The organism is Candidatus Saccharimonadales bacterium (genome assembly GCA_040903985.1).
Lineage (GTDB): Bacteria > Patescibacteriota > Saccharimonadia > QS-5-54-17 > QS-5-54-17 > JBBDUI01.
The window spans coordinates 266,980-282,516 of record JBBDUI010000002.1; the positions used below are offsets into that span (position 1 = coordinate 266,980).

Annotated in this window: 18 protein-coding genes and 2 other RNA genes; 14 read left to right on the forward strand and 6 right to left on the reverse strand. The window is 48.9% G+C overall.

Going from position 1 to position 15,537, the window contains the following annotated elements:
• Window positions 1-22 precede the first annotated feature (22 nt).
• Window positions 23-457 carry an SsrA-binding protein SmpB gene (gene smpB / locus WD467_01325; protein ID MEX2452537.1) on the forward strand — a complete coding sequence of 145 codons (435 nt, stop codon included), beginning with the start codon at window positions 23-25 and terminating at the stop codon, window positions 455-457.
• Window positions 458-750: 293 nt separating this feature from the next.
• Entirely contained in the window at window positions 751-2,409 is a 1,659-nt protein-coding gene (locus WD467_01330; GenBank protein ID MEX2452538.1) for a GspE/PulE family protein, read from the forward strand.
• On the opposite strand, the gene WD467_01335 is transcribed toward WD467_01330, so the two are convergent.
• Entirely contained in the window at window positions 2,404-3,672 is a 1,269-nt protein-coding gene (locus tag WD467_01335; protein ID MEX2452539.1) for a trehalase family glycosidase, read from the reverse strand. The genes WD467_01330 and WD467_01335 overlap by 6 nt on opposite strands.
• Window positions 3,673-3,804: 132 nt before the next feature.
• Here WD467_01335 and WD467_01340 point away from each other — a divergent pair, with 132 nt between their 5' ends.
• The 4 genes from WD467_01340 to WD467_01355 all read left to right on the forward strand — a co-directional run bounded on the left by WD467_01340 (window position 3,805) and on the right by WD467_01355 (window position 6,071).
• On the forward strand, window positions 3,805-4,011 hold the full coding sequence (locus tag WD467_01340; GenBank protein MEX2452540.1) for a hypothetical protein: 207 nt from the start codon (window positions 3,805-3,807) through the stop codon (window positions 4,009-4,011).
• A gap of 118 nt (window positions 4,012-4,129) precedes the next feature.
• Window positions 4,130-4,360, forward strand: a complete 231-nt coding sequence (locus tag WD467_01345; GenBank protein ID MEX2452541.1) for a hypothetical protein — start codon at window positions 4,130-4,132, stop codon at window positions 4,358-4,360.
• 2 nt (window positions 4,361-4,362) lie between these two features.
• Window positions 4,363-5,175 carry a hypothetical protein gene (locus tag WD467_01350; protein ID MEX2452542.1) on the forward strand — a complete coding sequence of 271 codons (813 nt, stop codon included), beginning with the start codon at window positions 4,363-4,365 and terminating at the stop codon, window positions 5,173-5,175.
• A 740-nt stretch (window positions 5,176-5,915) separates the two neighbouring features.
• Complete coding sequence (locus tag WD467_01355; GenBank protein MEX2452543.1) at window positions 5,916-6,071, forward strand: hypothetical protein; 156 nt, start codon at window positions 5,916-5,918, stop codon at window positions 6,069-6,071.
• Between the two features lie 105 nt (window positions 6,072-6,176).
• Here the strand turns inward: WD467_01355 and WD467_01360 are convergent, their stop codons facing one another.
• Window positions 6,177-7,379, reverse strand: coding sequence for a hypothetical protein (locus WD467_01360; protein MEX2452544.1), 1,203 nt, complete (start codon window positions 7,377-7,379; stop codon window positions 6,177-6,179).
• 342 nt (window positions 7,380-7,721) lie between these two features.
• Window positions 7,722-8,134, reverse strand: a transfer-messenger RNA (tmRNA) gene (gene ssrA, locus WD467_01365).
• Window positions 8,135-8,267: 133 nt separating this feature from the next.
• Here ssrA and WD467_01370 point away from each other — a divergent pair.
• Window positions 8,268-9,233: a DUF4931 domain-containing protein gene (locus tag WD467_01370; GenBank protein MEX2452545.1), complete on the forward strand. Its 966-nt coding sequence runs from the start codon at window positions 8,268-8,270 to the stop codon at window positions 9,231-9,233.
• The gene (locus WD467_01375) at window positions 9,184-10,731 is read left to right on the forward strand and encodes a YifB family Mg chelatase-like AAA ATPase (GenBank protein MEX2452546.1); all 1,548 of its coding nucleotides are present in this window, start codon (window positions 9,184-9,186) and stop codon (window positions 10,729-10,731) included. The genes WD467_01370 and WD467_01375 overlap by 50 nt, the downstream gene beginning before the upstream one ends.
• On the opposite strand, the gene WD467_01380 is transcribed toward WD467_01375, so the two are convergent.
• Entirely contained in the window at window positions 10,720-11,007 is a 288-nt protein-coding gene (locus WD467_01380) for a hypothetical protein (GenBank protein MEX2452547.1), read from the reverse strand. The genes WD467_01375 and WD467_01380 overlap by 12 nt on opposite strands.
• Window positions 11,008-11,140: 133 nt before the next feature.
• Here WD467_01380 and WD467_01385 point away from each other — a divergent pair, with 133 nt between their 5' ends.
• From WD467_01385 to rplT, 6 genes are all read left to right on the forward strand, one after another.
• Window positions 11,141-11,623 (forward strand): DUF4446 family protein, encoded by a 483-nt coding sequence (locus WD467_01385; protein MEX2452548.1) that lies wholly within the window; start codon window positions 11,141-11,143, stop codon window positions 11,621-11,623.
• An 88-nt stretch (window positions 11,624-11,711) separates the two neighbouring features.
• Window positions 11,712-12,080, forward strand: a complete 369-nt coding sequence (locus WD467_01390; GenBank protein MEX2452549.1) for a polymer-forming cytoskeletal protein — start codon at window positions 11,712-11,714, stop codon at window positions 12,078-12,080.
• An 8-nt stretch (window positions 12,081-12,088) separates the two neighbouring features.
• Complete coding sequence (locus tag WD467_01395) at window positions 12,089-12,874, forward strand: diacylglycerol kinase family protein (protein MEX2452550.1); 786 nt, start codon at window positions 12,089-12,091, stop codon at window positions 12,872-12,874.
• Between the two features lie 56 nt (window positions 12,875-12,930).
• Window positions 12,931-13,461, forward strand: coding sequence for a translation initiation factor IF-3 (gene infC, locus WD467_01400; protein MEX2452551.1), 531 nt, complete (start codon window positions 12,931-12,933; stop codon window positions 13,459-13,461).
• Window positions 13,461-13,658 carry a 50S ribosomal protein L35 gene (gene rpmI / locus WD467_01405; GenBank protein MEX2452552.1) on the forward strand — a complete coding sequence of 66 codons (198 nt, stop codon included), beginning with the start codon at window positions 13,461-13,463 and terminating at the stop codon, window positions 13,656-13,658. The genes infC and rpmI overlap by 1 nt, the downstream gene beginning before the upstream one ends.
• Window positions 13,658-14,008: a 50S ribosomal protein L20 gene (rplT, locus tag WD467_01410; GenBank protein MEX2452553.1), complete on the forward strand. Its 351-nt coding sequence runs from the start codon at window positions 13,658-13,660 to the stop codon at window positions 14,006-14,008. Before rpmI ends, rplT begins: the two co-directional genes overlap by 1 nt.
• 51 nt (window positions 14,009-14,059) lie before the next feature.
• Here rplT and rnpB read toward each other — a convergent pair.
• An RNA gene (gene rnpB / locus WD467_01415) (RNase P RNA component class A) lies at window positions 14,060-14,561 on the reverse strand.
• A 291-nt stretch (window positions 14,562-14,852) separates the two neighbouring features.
• The gene (locus WD467_01420; GenBank protein MEX2452554.1) at window positions 14,853-15,527 is read right to left on the reverse strand and encodes a ribonuclease HI family protein; all 675 of its coding nucleotides are present in this window, start codon (window positions 15,525-15,527) and stop codon (window positions 14,853-14,855) included.
• Window positions 15,528-15,537 lie beyond the last annotated feature (10 nt).

Here is a 15,537-nt window from a genome sequence, read left to right on the forward strand (position 1 = left end):
TTTGATAGGTATAATCGAAGGGATGAAGATAATCGCGAAGAACAAACGAGCTAGATTTGACTACGATATCACCGACACCTTAACTGCCGGTCTAATTCTGCGTGGTACAGAGGTCAAAAGCGTCAAAGACGGGTCGATCAGCCTCAAGGGCAGCTATATTCGTTTCATTAATGACGTGCCCCACCTCACCGGAGCCCATATATCCCCTTACGCCCCGGCGGCCACACAGCACGAGCCGGAACGCGACCGTCCATTGCTACTACATAAGGCCGAGATTGCTCGCCTGCGGGCTGCGCAAAACGACGGCCAACATATATTGCCGCTGGCCGTCGGCTTAGTACGAAACTTAGTTAAGCTAGAAATCGGACTAGGTACTTCGCGCAAAAAACACGACAAACGCGAAGTACTTAAGCGCCGCGATGCTCGACGCCAAATCGACCGCGCCTTAAAACGATAATTTTATTATAAAACGCTAAAATATTGTTGACACTAGCATAAGAGTTGTATATCTTAAGTATATGCACTTTGAATAACAAAAGTGCTCAAAAACAAAAACGTAAAATAAAGCTCCCTAAGCAACGGCTTACCAAAGCCGTTGCTTACCTAAAAATCAACAGACAAAATAACACACAAACACATCAAACACATCAATAAAAAGCCCCGAAACAAACTCGGGGTTTTTTATTGCCGTAAGCTAAGTAGCTATGTCGCTTATGGTATTTAAGGCCAAAATCGACTACCATACACTATATGAATAAGGCGGATGAGGCGGTACGAAATAAGGAAGAGCAAGCGGCCAAAAGCCGGGCCGACTTGCTCCGTGTCAGCTACACCGATTCCCGCCAATTAGACGAGTCGAGCTTCTACCCCGACCTATTGAGCCTAGATGAAATCGATCGTTATAAAGTTGTGCCGGTTAGTGTGGACGCCCAGCAGCTCCAGGTCGGCTTTAGCCTGCAGACACCGCAAACCAGCTTGGAGGAGCTGCCAAAACTCTTTCCCGAGCACCGCGTCTTCTTTACCTATCTGTCCCAGTCCGGTTTCGACGCCTTGCGCCAACGTCACTACGAGCATGCCCACCGTGACGATCCGAAACCGCCCAGTCCGCATGAACTAGCCGACCAGTTAGCCGACCAAATCCTCGAGACTCACCAACAGTTGAAAGATAGCACCGAGATCGATCTCTTCGGGGATACACTCGATAGCACCCAGCAGTCGGAACTGTTTAACTTCATCGCCCAGCAAGCCTACCTTCTCGACTCCTCCGATGTGCATATCGAGCCAGAACCGAGCGGCGCCCGCATCCGCTTTCGGATCGACGGTCGGCTACACGTAGTCGGTCGACTCACAGAAGAGCGCTATAAAGTACTACTAAACGAGATCCAGATGCAGGCGCACATCCGCTGGAACGCCGACTACCCGCAGACCGGTAGCACCAAAGCTACCCTGATCGGTAAAGACAAACAGAACGTCGAGGTTAACATGCGGGTAGAGACGGTGCCGACGCTGCACGGAAGTGACGTAGTGGTACGGATCTTCAATCTTCAAGAAGAGTACCTCAGCCTCGATAACTTGGGATTAAGCGAACGCCAGCGGGAAGTGGTCGATACTATCGTCTCTCGCCCGCACGGCTTGGTGCTAACTGTCGGCCCGACCGGCTCCGGCAAAAGCTCGACTCTCTACTCTATCCTGCACCAGCTCAACTCAACCGAGGTTAAGATCATCACCCTGGAAGATCCGGTCGAGTATCAAATATCTGGCATTACCCAGATTCCGGTCGTCACTGATGACAAGGAGCTGGATACCGATGATGCCTTCATGACCAACCTACGTGCCGTCATGCGAGAAGACCCCGATATCATCATGATCGGTGAGATTCGTGACAAAGAAACAGCCCGTACCGCCCTCCAAGCCTCTCTGACCGGCCATCTCGTCCTCTCTACCTTCCACGCTACCAACGGAGCCGCCGCTCTTAGCCGCCTGTTGGACCTTATCGACTATAACCCTCTCCTAGCCTCTGCTATCCGCCTCATCATGCCTCAGCGGCTCCTACGCCGTCTCTGCGAACACTGTAAGGTTGCCTACACACCCGATCCTAGTGTGATAGCGACGATTACGAAGGCCATGCAGGGCCTGCCCGACCTGCCAGCCGAGATTATGCTCTACAAGCCAGTCGGCTGCGATCAGTGCCACAACATCGGCTATCAGGGCCGACTCAGTATCCTAGAACAGTTCGAAATGAGTCCGGCTATTAACGAAGAGATCTCCAGTAACCGCGACCTCTCGGTCGAGCGCCTGCAGGAGCTGGCCATCAGCGAAGGGATGATAACTATGCTGCAGGACGGGATTACTAAAGCGCTGGGCGGGGAGACCTCAATTGAGGAAGTACTGCGCGTCGTCGACCTATAGGAGCGTGGTGCGATAGTCCCGCACTAGCTGGGCGAAGACGGCGTTAGTCCAGCCAAAGCCGACTTGGTTAGGATAGACGCCATCTTTAGGCGGGACGGCGATATCTACTACGTTATATTTCTCGAAAAACTCACCCGAATTGATAAAGCCCTGCAGATTGTTGTGCAGCCAACGGTGAGCGATTCTAGCGGCCAATTCCTCATAGCCATATCTGGCTAGTCCTCGGATAGTTAACAGATGTAATGGCGCCCAACCGTTAGGATGAGACCACTGCGCCGGCTGGTGTTCGGCCACGTGAGGATATTCTAAGGTTGTAGCTAATCCACCGTACTCTTCGAACTTCTCGATGTGCGCCGCTAAGTGCGCCGCTTGCTCGGCACTAGCCATGCCAGACCAGAGGGCATAATAAGCCGCTAGCGACCAAACGTTCGAGTGACGACCGGTCTGGTAGTTATGATCGAAGTAAAAGCCAGCCTTAGGATTCCAGAGATACTTATCGACCGTCTTGCGCCGCTCCTGAGCCAGTTCCTGCCACTGCTCGGCCTCTTGCGGTTTGCCCAGGATTAAGGCCGCCCGGGCAAAATCACTCTCGCACTTAAACAACAGCGCATTGAGGTCGATCGGGGTGTAGTCCAGCGCTCGCCCGTGAAAGCGAGTGGTGTAGTCCCAGCCACTCTCACACTCAGCCAGATCATTGAGCACATTTATCTCGTAATTTCGGCTTAGGCCATGGAAAACATCACGCCAGTGCGGCTGTTCTCGGCCGCGCCAGACGTTACGATACTCCAGCTTGGCCAGCTCGATGCGCGGTGCCAGCCACTCCTTACTACCGTCGTGATCGTAGAGGTCGAGTAGAAGCGAGCTTAGCAGAGGTGGCTGCGAACGTGAGGTGAGATATAGCCGATTGCCGGTCGGCACCATGCCGAAGCGCTTTAGGAGGTGTAGTAGATTGTCGGCCTGTTCGTAGGCCTGATGCTCCCGACTAGTACCGAGCAGGCTGAGGGCGATAAAGTAGGTATCCCAGTAGTACATCTCCTTATGGATAAAGCCATTTCTCGGCTTACTACCCGGGGTGAAATAAGGATGTGGAACGCCGATTAGTGTCTCAGTATCGGTCGGACAGGCTGTCTCTAACTGCCCCCACTTCGCCTCGATATAGCCCATAGCCCGCTCGACGCTAGCTTGATTCAGGCGGGGCGGCAGACGCAACAACAGGTCATCACCAGTTCTAGTTTTAATCTTAGTAGTAAGCTCTCGGGCCACCCTGCCTCACTTTTCTCTAGTTCTCTTGTCCACTACTATAGCGCTTGTGGTTATGAGGGTCAAAGCAAGGACGCTTAACTATTTCCTATGTTTCAGCTACTATAGCGAGAACTAACCTGTGAGGTTTTACCTATGGAGCGCAAAAACCAGACATCTCTACCTCATGTATACTTAATCGGGACAGCAGCAGCTCTGCTGGTATCAGCGACTCTGGCACCAAATGAAACTACACCGGTACGGAAACCTACCCCAGAAACTGTAGCTGCTGGTCAAGTTGCAGCTTATTTACCGGAAGATGCGAGTGAGTTACCTAGACTGAAGATGAATCGGGTTAGGTAAGCTAATGAATATATGACGAGAACTCACTGCATTCTATTTAGCCGCAATCTACATTGTGCTATTATTAATTCTCTTTTAGATTTATAATTAAAGTTAACAATTCAAGCTGGGAGCAGCAATGATATTTTCATATGATAAGGAATACAAATCTAGAATTCTAGATTCTTTTAGTCTTGCAGCACAAGAAGGTCAGGTCGTAGACAAGAGCACCGGCAGGCCAGTGCCAGACAACCTCGGCGGAAAGCTTACTGTAAAGAGATTTGGCGGGATAAGAAAAGGATCGCTTGAATTTATTAATAAAGACGCCTCTTCACTTATACGGCTTAGACAAAAACTAAAGGAAAAATAATCTTGTTCGAGTGGTTAAGTAACCTACTACCTGAGAATATTAACATAAACATCAATATCGTTAAGCATGTCAAAATAAATTCAGATAATACTAATCTGCCCCCTGTATCAATCGAGGACGACAAGTTAGTGATAAGCGATTCGACTCCGGAAGGTAGAGATCTAGCGGAGAGAATTATAAAAGAGCTTCCTTTGCATATAGAGCACAACGATATTGTCATTGAAGAAGCAAACCTAGAAAGCTACAGAGAAATTGATGCAGAGTTAAGCGAAGCAGACTTTGAGAATGAACTAGACAAGTTTAGGCCAATGATTCCTAAGGGCGATGTACCTATGCTGGAGGTGGCAATTCTCGTAAAGATCAGGTTTGATTCTGGCAAGAACGTAGGTCCAATTAAAGGACAAGCTATACACAGGTATGGCCCTAGAGCCGGAATGATATGTAACTTGTACAGCTCCGGATATTTTCATAACTTAATTAAGCCTCTCTATGAATCTATCAAGAGTGGCGAAATAGGTTTCGATGAATACCTGGAGATATATAAAACAATAGTGACAGAATCACCTTTAGCAATGTTCGTAGGACTTGGTACTCCAGCAGACAAAATGAAGGAACAACTGCTTGATAAAATTGAGCTTAACAAAAAGAGTGGGATAGGTTATTTACATATTCATGGAATTGGAGTTAGTAATACTCGTTTTATAAAACGACTTCTGACAGATGAAGACATAAAGAATCATTTCGCTGAAGATCCAGATTTAATCCTCACTGGAAGAGCACTCAAGGCAACTATATACTTAACAGAGGTAGAATGAATCCCTGCATCTACCTCATCGAAGCTGTGGGGAATACCCAAATAGTATTTTCGTGGTAGAGAAAGTCCGAAAAAGTTGGCACAAAGCCCTGAACGAGTTAAAGCACTGAAGGGGTGTGCTGGGAGGAGACTACCAGAAACATAAGTTACACGCTCGAGCTTTTTCTTCAGACACATATCCCTAGCCTAAGTAGCATCCGCTCTTCCTGCTTTCACTTAATACAACTACTCCCGTGTAGTTGTGGATAGTAGTGATCTTTTAGTTCGTTAACCCCGTACATGACGAACCACTTCCTTAGTTATCTACGTTACCTACCACCGGTCTTTAGTCCATGTATTATAAATAGCCTTAATACTTACGAAAAGAAGCCCAAGAGCCAACAAAATACCGAATAAACTACCTGTTAGTGCTCCAGCATTATCTTCTGGACGAATTGACCCAAGAAACTCACCTAAAAGAGATAGGGAGAATAGACTTAAGAGGCCCCATAAAGCTATCTTTATAAATCTCACTGTGCCCTCCGTTGATTATATAACTTACTATTTATAAGCAAACACTTTGCTCTTAGCTCAAAAGTAAAATTGTTTACCATCAGTAATGTTTTAAGGGTACCATATTATGGGAATCGTTTATCTTTCTGCTCGCTCATGGTTCGCCTGCGGCTCACTCAAAGTATCCTAAAGCTGCCGCTGTCAGCTTTAGACCTCGCGGGCGCGATTCCCCTCTCGAAAACTAAACCAATGAAAAAGCCCGACTATGGTCGGGCACTTTCATTGGTGGAGCACCTCGAAAAAAGTTCACCCCTCATTATAGATGAGGTGCATCGGTGGCGGGATTTACTCTGGAACGACTATAAATACAAGCAAAAACGCTCAACAGAGATAGATAACCCCTGAGGGTATACCACCTTATTCATTTTATAAAGATTGTACTATTTCAGTACGAGTCCTATGATGAGTGTTAGATGCATCGTGTATCTAACTTAATTATATCATTTTGGGTTAGCTTGCTATAAATCTCTTAATCCTAGAGACAACGTAATCCCTAATTAGTTGTTCTGACTGGCTAATTAGGTCCTTGTACTCAGCCTTTTCGGTTGATGTTGCCTTACTGTAGCCATGAATTTCAATTTTGCCGTGAATGACTTCGTGTCTAGCATTAAACAGCTTCTCTATGTGCTTTATGCAATTTTCTCTATCGGACTCGGTTTTTGAAATAGTCTCAGCTATTACAGGTGCCTTTTCGCTAATCGTCGGTACGATATTACTATTTGTTATACTGTGTTTCCTAGTTGGGAATAGTGAATCAACTACCGATACCAGAAAAACTAGTTGTAGGCTCCAATCTTCATTATTCAAGAACTCTAGGTACCAATAGAGAGCATTACATAATTGAATCCGTGCATTTTCTTTATTTTTTGCAGATTGTTTTTTTGAAATATCCTTAAACAATGAATTTACGGCATTAATTCTATCCTTATCGTTCTTGAAAGAAAGCGTCGTAGCTCTAGAGGCTTTTAGCGGATTTTTGAAGTTTGAATTATATTTGTCATCTAACTTAAATACTCTCGGAGTGGGGGAATGTCTCCTAATACTATTTGTTGCGAGTGTGCCGAATACGACATGTAGCGAATAATAAAGTCCTACTAATCTATCTGGACTGTAATTTGATTCTAGAAATGCGTATTCTCCAGTCCTAACAAGACCTTTATCTTCAATGTAGAGGTACTTCTCGCCAACTTTAGGTATGTTATCGCCAAACATCTGCTCTCTCAAAGCTTTGGCAAGTCCCTGACCCTTAACTTCATTTTTACTTTTGAATTGGTTAAATCTTTTCTGGTCAACCTCAATTATCTTAATGCTATCAAGATCTTGCAGGCCACCACAATAATCATCAGGTAATTGGTAATAAAATTTATAAATATAAGGAATTCCTGAAGCCAGCTTATGTATATCAGTTATGACTTTATCTTTTTCGGCAGCAGTCATGGCTCTAGATTCACGGTTAAAATCACTGACTTTGAAAGCACTTGTGATAAGCATGTTCCAGAAAAACGGCCAATCAATTGCCGAATCATAAAGCTTCAAATCCACTATCTTATATAGCGGGTCAAAATTAATTGTGTCCACATCTATAAAGCCATCATTTAGCTTAGCGTTGGATAAACTATTCTTTAGTAATACTTCTGGATTCTGTCTGGCCATACTTACAAAATACTATACTGATACTTATTAATATATAACTGTGTCGTACAAATATTATTAACGGCGAATTTTATATAGATAATTCTGCAAAAGTTCACACCCCCAAATTGAGCACAATTTACACCTTAGGAAAAAACAAAAAAGACCCCGAAGGATCAAATTTTGACAAAATGGTGGAGCTGCGGGGAATCGTATCATATTATGCTCGCTCGAAATGCGTTTCTCGCTCGGCCAAGCAAGGAATTCTTAAGCTGCCACCGGCAGCTTAAGCCCTCTCGGGTGCAATTCCCCACCACAAAACTAAACCAATGAAAAAGCCCGACTATCGTCGGGCACTTTCATTGGTGGAGCTGCGGGGAATTGCACCCCGGTCCGCAAGTTAACTTCCTATCCCGCTACGAGCGTATTCGGTTTGAAAAGTTTCAGATATTTCCCGATCAAACCGACAAAAAAGAACTATCTATAGTCACAGTAAAGCTTCAGGCGGTTCGCCTCTGACGTACGAACTGCCCTACACCGGATAAATGTCACCAGATTTCCGTTATCCAGTAATCACGGAATTGATGGCTGCGGCGGTTAGGCTACAGCTGTCGCAAGGTTTCGAGGAGTCATAGCCTCAGAAACTGAAGCTAGAAAACTGTTCACCTTACTAGTAAATGTGTTTACATTTATTTGGGTTGGTCCAACTAACGTGTAGACCGAACCGGCTCGCTGAATAGGTTGTCAAAATACTCACGTCGAAGCTAATCAGCCCCATGCCACTATTTTAACACATGCACCCCGAGAGCGGTAAGAGTTACTAGCCATAAATGGTTAGTAACTCCTGTCACGGAGCAAGGGACGATTTACTCTTATCCGAGTAATTTGCTACAATAAACCACAAGCATCATGGTGGATAAAAATACTCATAACCGGTCGCAAAGCGATGAACCGTCTCAGGTTCGTAAGCACTACTACCTTAATCAATACGTAGTCATCGCCCCTCGTCGTAACAAACGCCCACGGCCTAAATCGGAAGAAGTGCTGAGCCAGAAAACCGAGCTGCAGCCACAGATTGAGTCTAACCCCAGCCTGTACGAAGTGCCGAACGAGGAGGGAGGCTGGCGCATCAAGGTAGTAGCTAACGACTACCCGGCCCTCTCTCCCGGTAGTACCCGCGCTAAAGGGGCTCAAGAAGTAGTACTCGAGACGCCAGCCATCAACACTCCCTTCCATCAGTTATCGATTGAACAGATCCAGGCGGTGCTAGAAACCTATCAACATCGCACTCACTTACTGCGCCAACGTTACGGCTACGTCAGTATCTTTAAAAACCACGGACCGCAGGCCGGTGCTACCCTAGCCCATACTCACTCCCAGATCATCGCCAGTGAATTTATCCCACCCGAAGTCCGTCGCGAGCGTGAAGTATTAACCGAGTATCAGCTCAAGCACGATACCTCCGCCCTCTGCGACGTCATTCGTTGGGAGCTAGAACAGGACCAACGAGCCGTAGCTCATACCCGTTTCACCACTACCATCACTCCCTACGCTAGCCAATACCCGCTAGAGATTTGGATCATTCCTAACCGCCAGTCCCACTCTATCGTTAATCTCAGTACTGAAGAGCTGCGCTCCCTAGCCGACCACCTCAAAGGTGTCGCTACTGCCCTGGGTGGTAACGGGGTGGATTATAACTATCACCTCCAGGAAGGCATCGCCGACGAATACAATCACTTCTTTATCAAGGTCATCCCCCGCCTCTCGATCCTGGGTGGTTACGAGCTCAACACCGGCACGCACATTAACACTATCAGTCCCGAGTATGCCTGCAAGTGGTATCAGAAACACATTAAAACCCCCGATGTTGGCTAAGGTCTATACCGCTGCAAACGATGGATTCGCCGGCCAGATAGTAGAAACTGAATGTGACATGAGCAAGGGCCTGCCCGGCATCACAGTAGTGGGCCTACCGAACAAAGCCATAGATGAGGCGAAAGAACGCGTCCGTAGCGCCATCAAGAACAGCCGACTAGAGCTGCCGCGCAAACGCATCACCCTGAACCTCGCCCCGGCCGACCTCCCTAAAGACGGTACGGCTTACGATATACCTCTAGCCGTAGCTATCTTAGCCGCTAGTGAGCAGATCGACACGGGGGCTCTAGCTAAAAGTGTATTCGTTGGCGAGCTAGCTCTCAACGGCACCCTCCGACCGGTTCCCGGCATCCTTAACTACGTCCAAACCGCTGCTCAAGCCGGCTTTAAACGGATCTTCATTCCGGCCGCCTGTCAGGATGAGGCCCGACTGATCAGCGGCATTAAAATATATCCGGTTAAGAATCTACGGGCTCTCTACCGCCACCTAGTCGGTGAGCGCAGCTTAACGGTCGCACCAACGCTCCGGCGCCTACCGCGAAACACTCAGGCTGAGTTCGATCTCGCCGATGTACATGGCCAGCAACAGGCCAAGCGAGCCCTCGAAATCGCTGCCGCCGGAGCACATAACATCTTACTCAGCGGACCTCCCGGTAGTGGCAAGACCATGCTCGCCCGCTGCCTGACCTCGATTCTGCCCCCACCCACTCGGGAGGAGATTGTCGCCATCACTAAGCTCCACTCCCTCGGTAGTGCCCACGATTACCGTATCGTCACTACCCGTCCCTTCCGTGCGCCCCACCACACCACTAGTGATATCGCTATCATCGGGGGTGGAACTAACCCTACTCCGGGTGAGATATCGCTAGCCCACCACGGCATCTTATTCTTAGACGAGTTACCGGAGTTTCGCCGCCATGTACTTGAGGTATTACGCCAGCCCCTAGAGGACGGCACCGTCACCGTGGCCCGAGCTAAGCGCAGTGTCACCTACCCGGCCGAGTTCATGCTAGTCGCCACTCAGAATCCCTGTCCTTGTGGCTTTCTCGGTGATGAACGACGCGAATGTAGCTGTGACCAGGCGGCTATCAGCCGCTACCAGAAGAAAGTATCCGGACCGCTACTAGATAGAATCGATATGCACGTCACAGTAGGCAGGGTCGAACACACCAAGCTGCTAGCTCCCCCAGCCGGTGAGCCAAGTCGCACAATCGCCGGCCGAGTGAAACGGGCTCGCGAGCGAGCGCACCGTCGCTCTCACTATCCGAACGCTAAGCTGAATAATCAAGCAGTCCGGCGCTACTGCCGGACCGATGCGACTACAGCCGAACTACTAGCCCAGGCCATGCAGCGACTGGATCTCTCTGCCCGCGGCTATATACGCACCTTAAAAGTAGCCCGCACCATCGCCGACTTGGATGATTCTGAAGAGATAAAAGTCACCCACGTCAGTGAGGCACTGCAGTATCGACAGCCGGCTCACACCTCAACCGAGTAGGAGCTCGGTCCAAGTGTCGGGTAGCACCCCACTCCGCAGTGACCACCAGAAGATCAACTGCACTATCGCTAAGACAGCGAAGACTAGCAGGCTCAGCTTCATTAACCGCACACGCTGTAGCTGATGGCTGTCCGGCTCATCTGATTTGTCTGTTGCTTTAGGTGGCCTCACATTAGTGGTGCGAGTTTCAACCGGGGTGGTATCGACGAACGCACTAGATCGGGGTCGAGCCTGGAGGCGTTCTTTCTGCTGGCGAGTCTTACGTTTTTTGGGCATAACTATAATTATGGTACGCAATTTGGAATATAAATTCTACCGACAAATCGGTATCATCTCTGTTAGATTTAAGTTAGGTAGTGCTGAAATAAGGTATGGGCAAAGTCCGGGCATGCGCTATACTTAAGACTATATGCTAGAACCTTATTTCTTCGCTATCGTCATCGCTACTGCTGCTGCCGCTCTCGCCCTCTTAGGACTGTGGCGGCAAGCAAAGCTCCACCGCCGCATAGAAAAACTATTCGCCGGACTCAATGATGACGGCAACCTAGAGGAAACGATCGAGCAGTACTTTGCTGAGGTTAAGACTACCCGAGATAAACTCAGCGGCCTACAGCAGAACTACCAGCACCTCTCCCAGATTGCGGCCACCAGTTTGCAAAAAACCGCCATCGTCCGCTTCAATCCGTTTAAGCACACCGGTGGTGATCAGAGCTTTACCCTGGCACTGCTCGATAACCATGACAGCGGCTTTATCCTTACCAGCATCCACTCTCGGGAAGGAACCCGCGTCTACATCAAGCCGATTCGCTACGGGTCGAGCGATCATACGCTTTCTCGCGAGGAGCAGTCCGCGCTCGATAACGCTAAGAGTACGAAGAGCCCTAAGGAGTAGATCGTCCCAGATGCTTTCAATTTAAGGGGTTCAGCAGTATGGTAGATGCAAGACACGAGTCAGCCCAGTACTAAGGTTAGGAGGACAAATGGCTAAGAAATCATATACCCCGGCGAATTTAGCCGACACCGTCATCGCCCATGACCTGCGAATTAAAGGCGATCTCACTAGTGACAACGATATCTGGATCGACGGTCAGGTAGAGGGCAATGTCACCACGCACGGCAACTTAAGTATCGGAGCTAACGGCACCATTACCGGCGACTTAATCGCTCACCAGGTCCGAGTCGCCGGTACCGTCATCGGCAACATTCAGGCCGAAGGCACTCTAAGCTGTGGCGATACCGCCCAGATTACTGGCAGTCTCCAGGCCGGTGATCTAGCCGTCAGTAGCGGGGCAGTCATTCGGGGCGAAGTAAACGTGACCTCTATCCTGGCCTCCGACGAAGAGGAGTAGAGACCACGATGTACTACTACATCGTCAATCCCAGTTCGGGCGACAGGAGCTTTGAATCGATCCAGGCCAAGCTTCAGGCCAAGGTACGCCAGCTCGACATCGACGGAGAGTTTGCCAAAACCCTCGATGCCGATGATGCAGCCCGTATCACCCAAGCGGCCCTGCGCCAGGGCGCCCAGACTATCGTAGTGGTCGGCGGAGACAGAACCGTCAACGAAGTCATAACTGCCGTGAACGAGTCCAGTAAGTCCTCGATCTCGGTGGGTGTTATCCCTATCGGTCACACCAATACGCTTGCCCAACAGATCGGCATTCGCGATTGGAATCATGCCGTTGAGCTCTTAGCCGCTCGACGCCTCCGGAGCTTCCGGCTGATACATATTAACGATCACAGTTTCATTCACTCCTGTGTTCTGGAGTCGACTAACGATTCTACTGCTGAGGCCTTGATCGAGGTCGATGGTGCTTACCGCATCCGTGGCCCAATCCTGCAGGCGCAAATCAGCAATACCCGGCTACATAATCCCAGTTTGAGCAACGAGCTATTCGTCCAGTTAGCTACCCAAAACTCTGAGACCGGTCGGCTCCAGCGCTGGCTCAAGCGTGAGACACCCCGACCAGCGCTACTTTCGCAGCTCCATGCTCGGGTAATAGTCCTGGAGTTCCCCCATCCCTACCGCGCCGTAGTAGATGGGCGCGAAATAATCGACACTCAGTTTCGGATTCGCCTCTCGGAAAAACCGATTCACATTATCACCGCCAAATACGACAGTAACGGCAGCCCGCAAAACTAGCTCGCCCAGCTCCACCACCACGAGTTGACCTCCGGTAGCGGAGTTGTTACAATCTTTTGACGGAAGAGCTTAAGGAGTCCTTGATCAAAAAACCACGCTTAAACCAGCAGATAAAAGCACCTGAGGTGCGTTTAATCGATGCCGAAGGGAAACAGCTCGGTGTAGTTAGCTCTCAAGAAGCACTGGCGCAAGCGCAAGCAGCTGGATACGATCTGGTAGAGATGTCGCCGCAGGCAAAACCACCGGTCGTCCGCATGGTAGATTGGGGCAAGTACCAGTACGAGAAAACCAAGCAGGAACAGCAGGCTCGTCGTAAGCAGAAGACGCACGACATGAAGCAGATGCGTTTCGGGCTCAAGATCGGACAACACGATCTCGATGTCAAACTGGGACAGGTACGTAAGTTCTTAGAGCGTGGACACAAGGTCAAGCTGACCGTACGTTTCCGTGGTCGAGAGATCATTCACCCAGAATTGGGCGATGAACTGCTCCAAACTATGGTAGAATCTCTCAGTGATGTGGCGGTAGTAGATCAAGAACCCTCACTCACAGGCAAACAACTTAATATGGTTATCAGGAAGAAATAATGCCCAAGCTGAAAGTACATAAAGGCGCTAGCAAGCGAATTAAGAAAACCGGTACCGGTAAGCTACGACACCGCCGAGCTTTTCGATCGCACATGCTAAGCAAGAAGCGTAATTCCCGTAAGCGTAACTTTACGCGTGAATTCGGCTTTGGCGATGGCGACAAGGCAAATGTTAAAAAGATGCTCGGAGGTAAATAATGAGAATTAAGCGCGGTGTTACCGCTCGTAAACGCCATAAAAAGCTACTTAAAGCCGCGAAAGGCATGCAGCACGCTCGCACCTCCAGCCCACGAATGGCTCGCCAAGGCGTGCAGAAGGCGATGCAGTACCAGTATCGTGACCGTCGTAACCGCAAGCGTGACTTCCGTCGCCTCTGGATTACCCGCATTAACGCCGGCGCCCGCGAGAATGGCGTTAGCTACAGCGTTCTAATCAAACAGTTAGATACGGCCGGCATCCAGCTCGACCGTAAAGTGTTAGCCGAGTTAGCCGCTAACCAACCGACCACTTTCTCCGCCGTGGTTGAAGCTGCCAAAAAAGCCGCTTAGATAAATTTCATAAATTAGCCATTAAAAAACTCCGGATTTCCGGAGTTTTTTAATGCAAGATCGCCTGTAAGCCGGATTCTGTTTGCTTAAACGCCCGTTGCCGAGCGTGAAGCAAGATGACTATCTCTCTAGTCCCGCGATTGCTCGTGGGATCAAGCGGGTAAAATATGTTTGCCACCGCCTGGGCTAAGCGTATGGTGACTCACTCCTTGCAGCGGACGGGGTTTACCTCCTGCCGATGTCACCACCGGTAGCTGTGGGCTCTTACCCCACTCCTTTCACCCTTACCCCGCACCTGAAAATGATAGTGCTGGCGCACAAATGTAACCTCATACCAACCATATAACAGGGGTGATTATACCTTTACTGTTGCACGGAAGTTGATGATTGCAAGATCAATCATTTTCAGGTGCGGGGCGGTATCGTTTCTGTGGCACTTTCCCTAAGGTCTCCCTCGGTTGTCGTTAACAACCGTCCTGCCCATGCGCTGTCCGGACTTTCCTCCCCGCACCTGAAAATGCTAACCAAAGCCGAGCCTCTTCTTCAGCTCTACAAGTCCTCGACCATAACGTTTGAGCTTACGCTCTCGTTCTTGAGCCAAGGCTTTGGTTGTAAAAGCCTCATAGTAGACAAGCTCCCAGGGTACACCACTCTTTGTGGACGTATTCATACCTTGGTTATGTTGATGAAATCGCCGTTTCAAATCTGCCGTAGATCCGATATAGAACGTACCTGTCTTTTTACTGCGCAAGAGGTAGACATAATACATAGCGATTTCATCATAGCATTTTCAGGTGCGGGGCAGCCATCCAGCGATCTTGCAAGGGAAAATTATAGGCTAGAGCTAGCCGTTTTGCAACTTAGCTTCTTCGTCTAGAATGATGTTCACCTGCTCATCAGCTAAGGTGTTATGTTCGCGGTATACATGCCTGAAAGTCACATTCCCGATCTCCTCGGCCAACACCTTGATCGAATTATATACCGGCCATAATTCCTTATTTTTCACCTTGAATATGCCATTTAACTGGTTAGCTACTAGTAAACTATCCATACAGAAGTCGATAGCAGTGGGCTTAAACTTCCGAGCAGCCTCCAGGGCGTGTTTGACTGCTTGGTATTCGGCCTGATTGTTAGTAGTTATACCGAGATACTGGCCGCCCTGCTCTAGGAGCTTGTCCTCATTTTCAGTTAAGATGACGAAGCCGCTAGCCGACGGACCGGGGTTTCCGCGAGAACCACCATCGGAATAAATTCTAAGTTTCGTAGTATTTTCTACACTGTTTTCAGTAGTAACTGAATTTTTATTTAAAGCGGGCTCAATATTTTGTCGGGACTGTAAAGCCGTTAGAGCATCACGCCAAACATCCTTACTCTCACGGCTTTTTGATATAAGCTCTTTCGATCCATCCGGATGCAGGCCATAGATGTGGTGGCCTTTTTTGATGATGGCTATCCCCTGCTGCAAGGCCGCTAGTGCGACCGTTTCCCGTTTGGTATGTGTTGGTTTTGCGGCTGACATCTGTCTCATT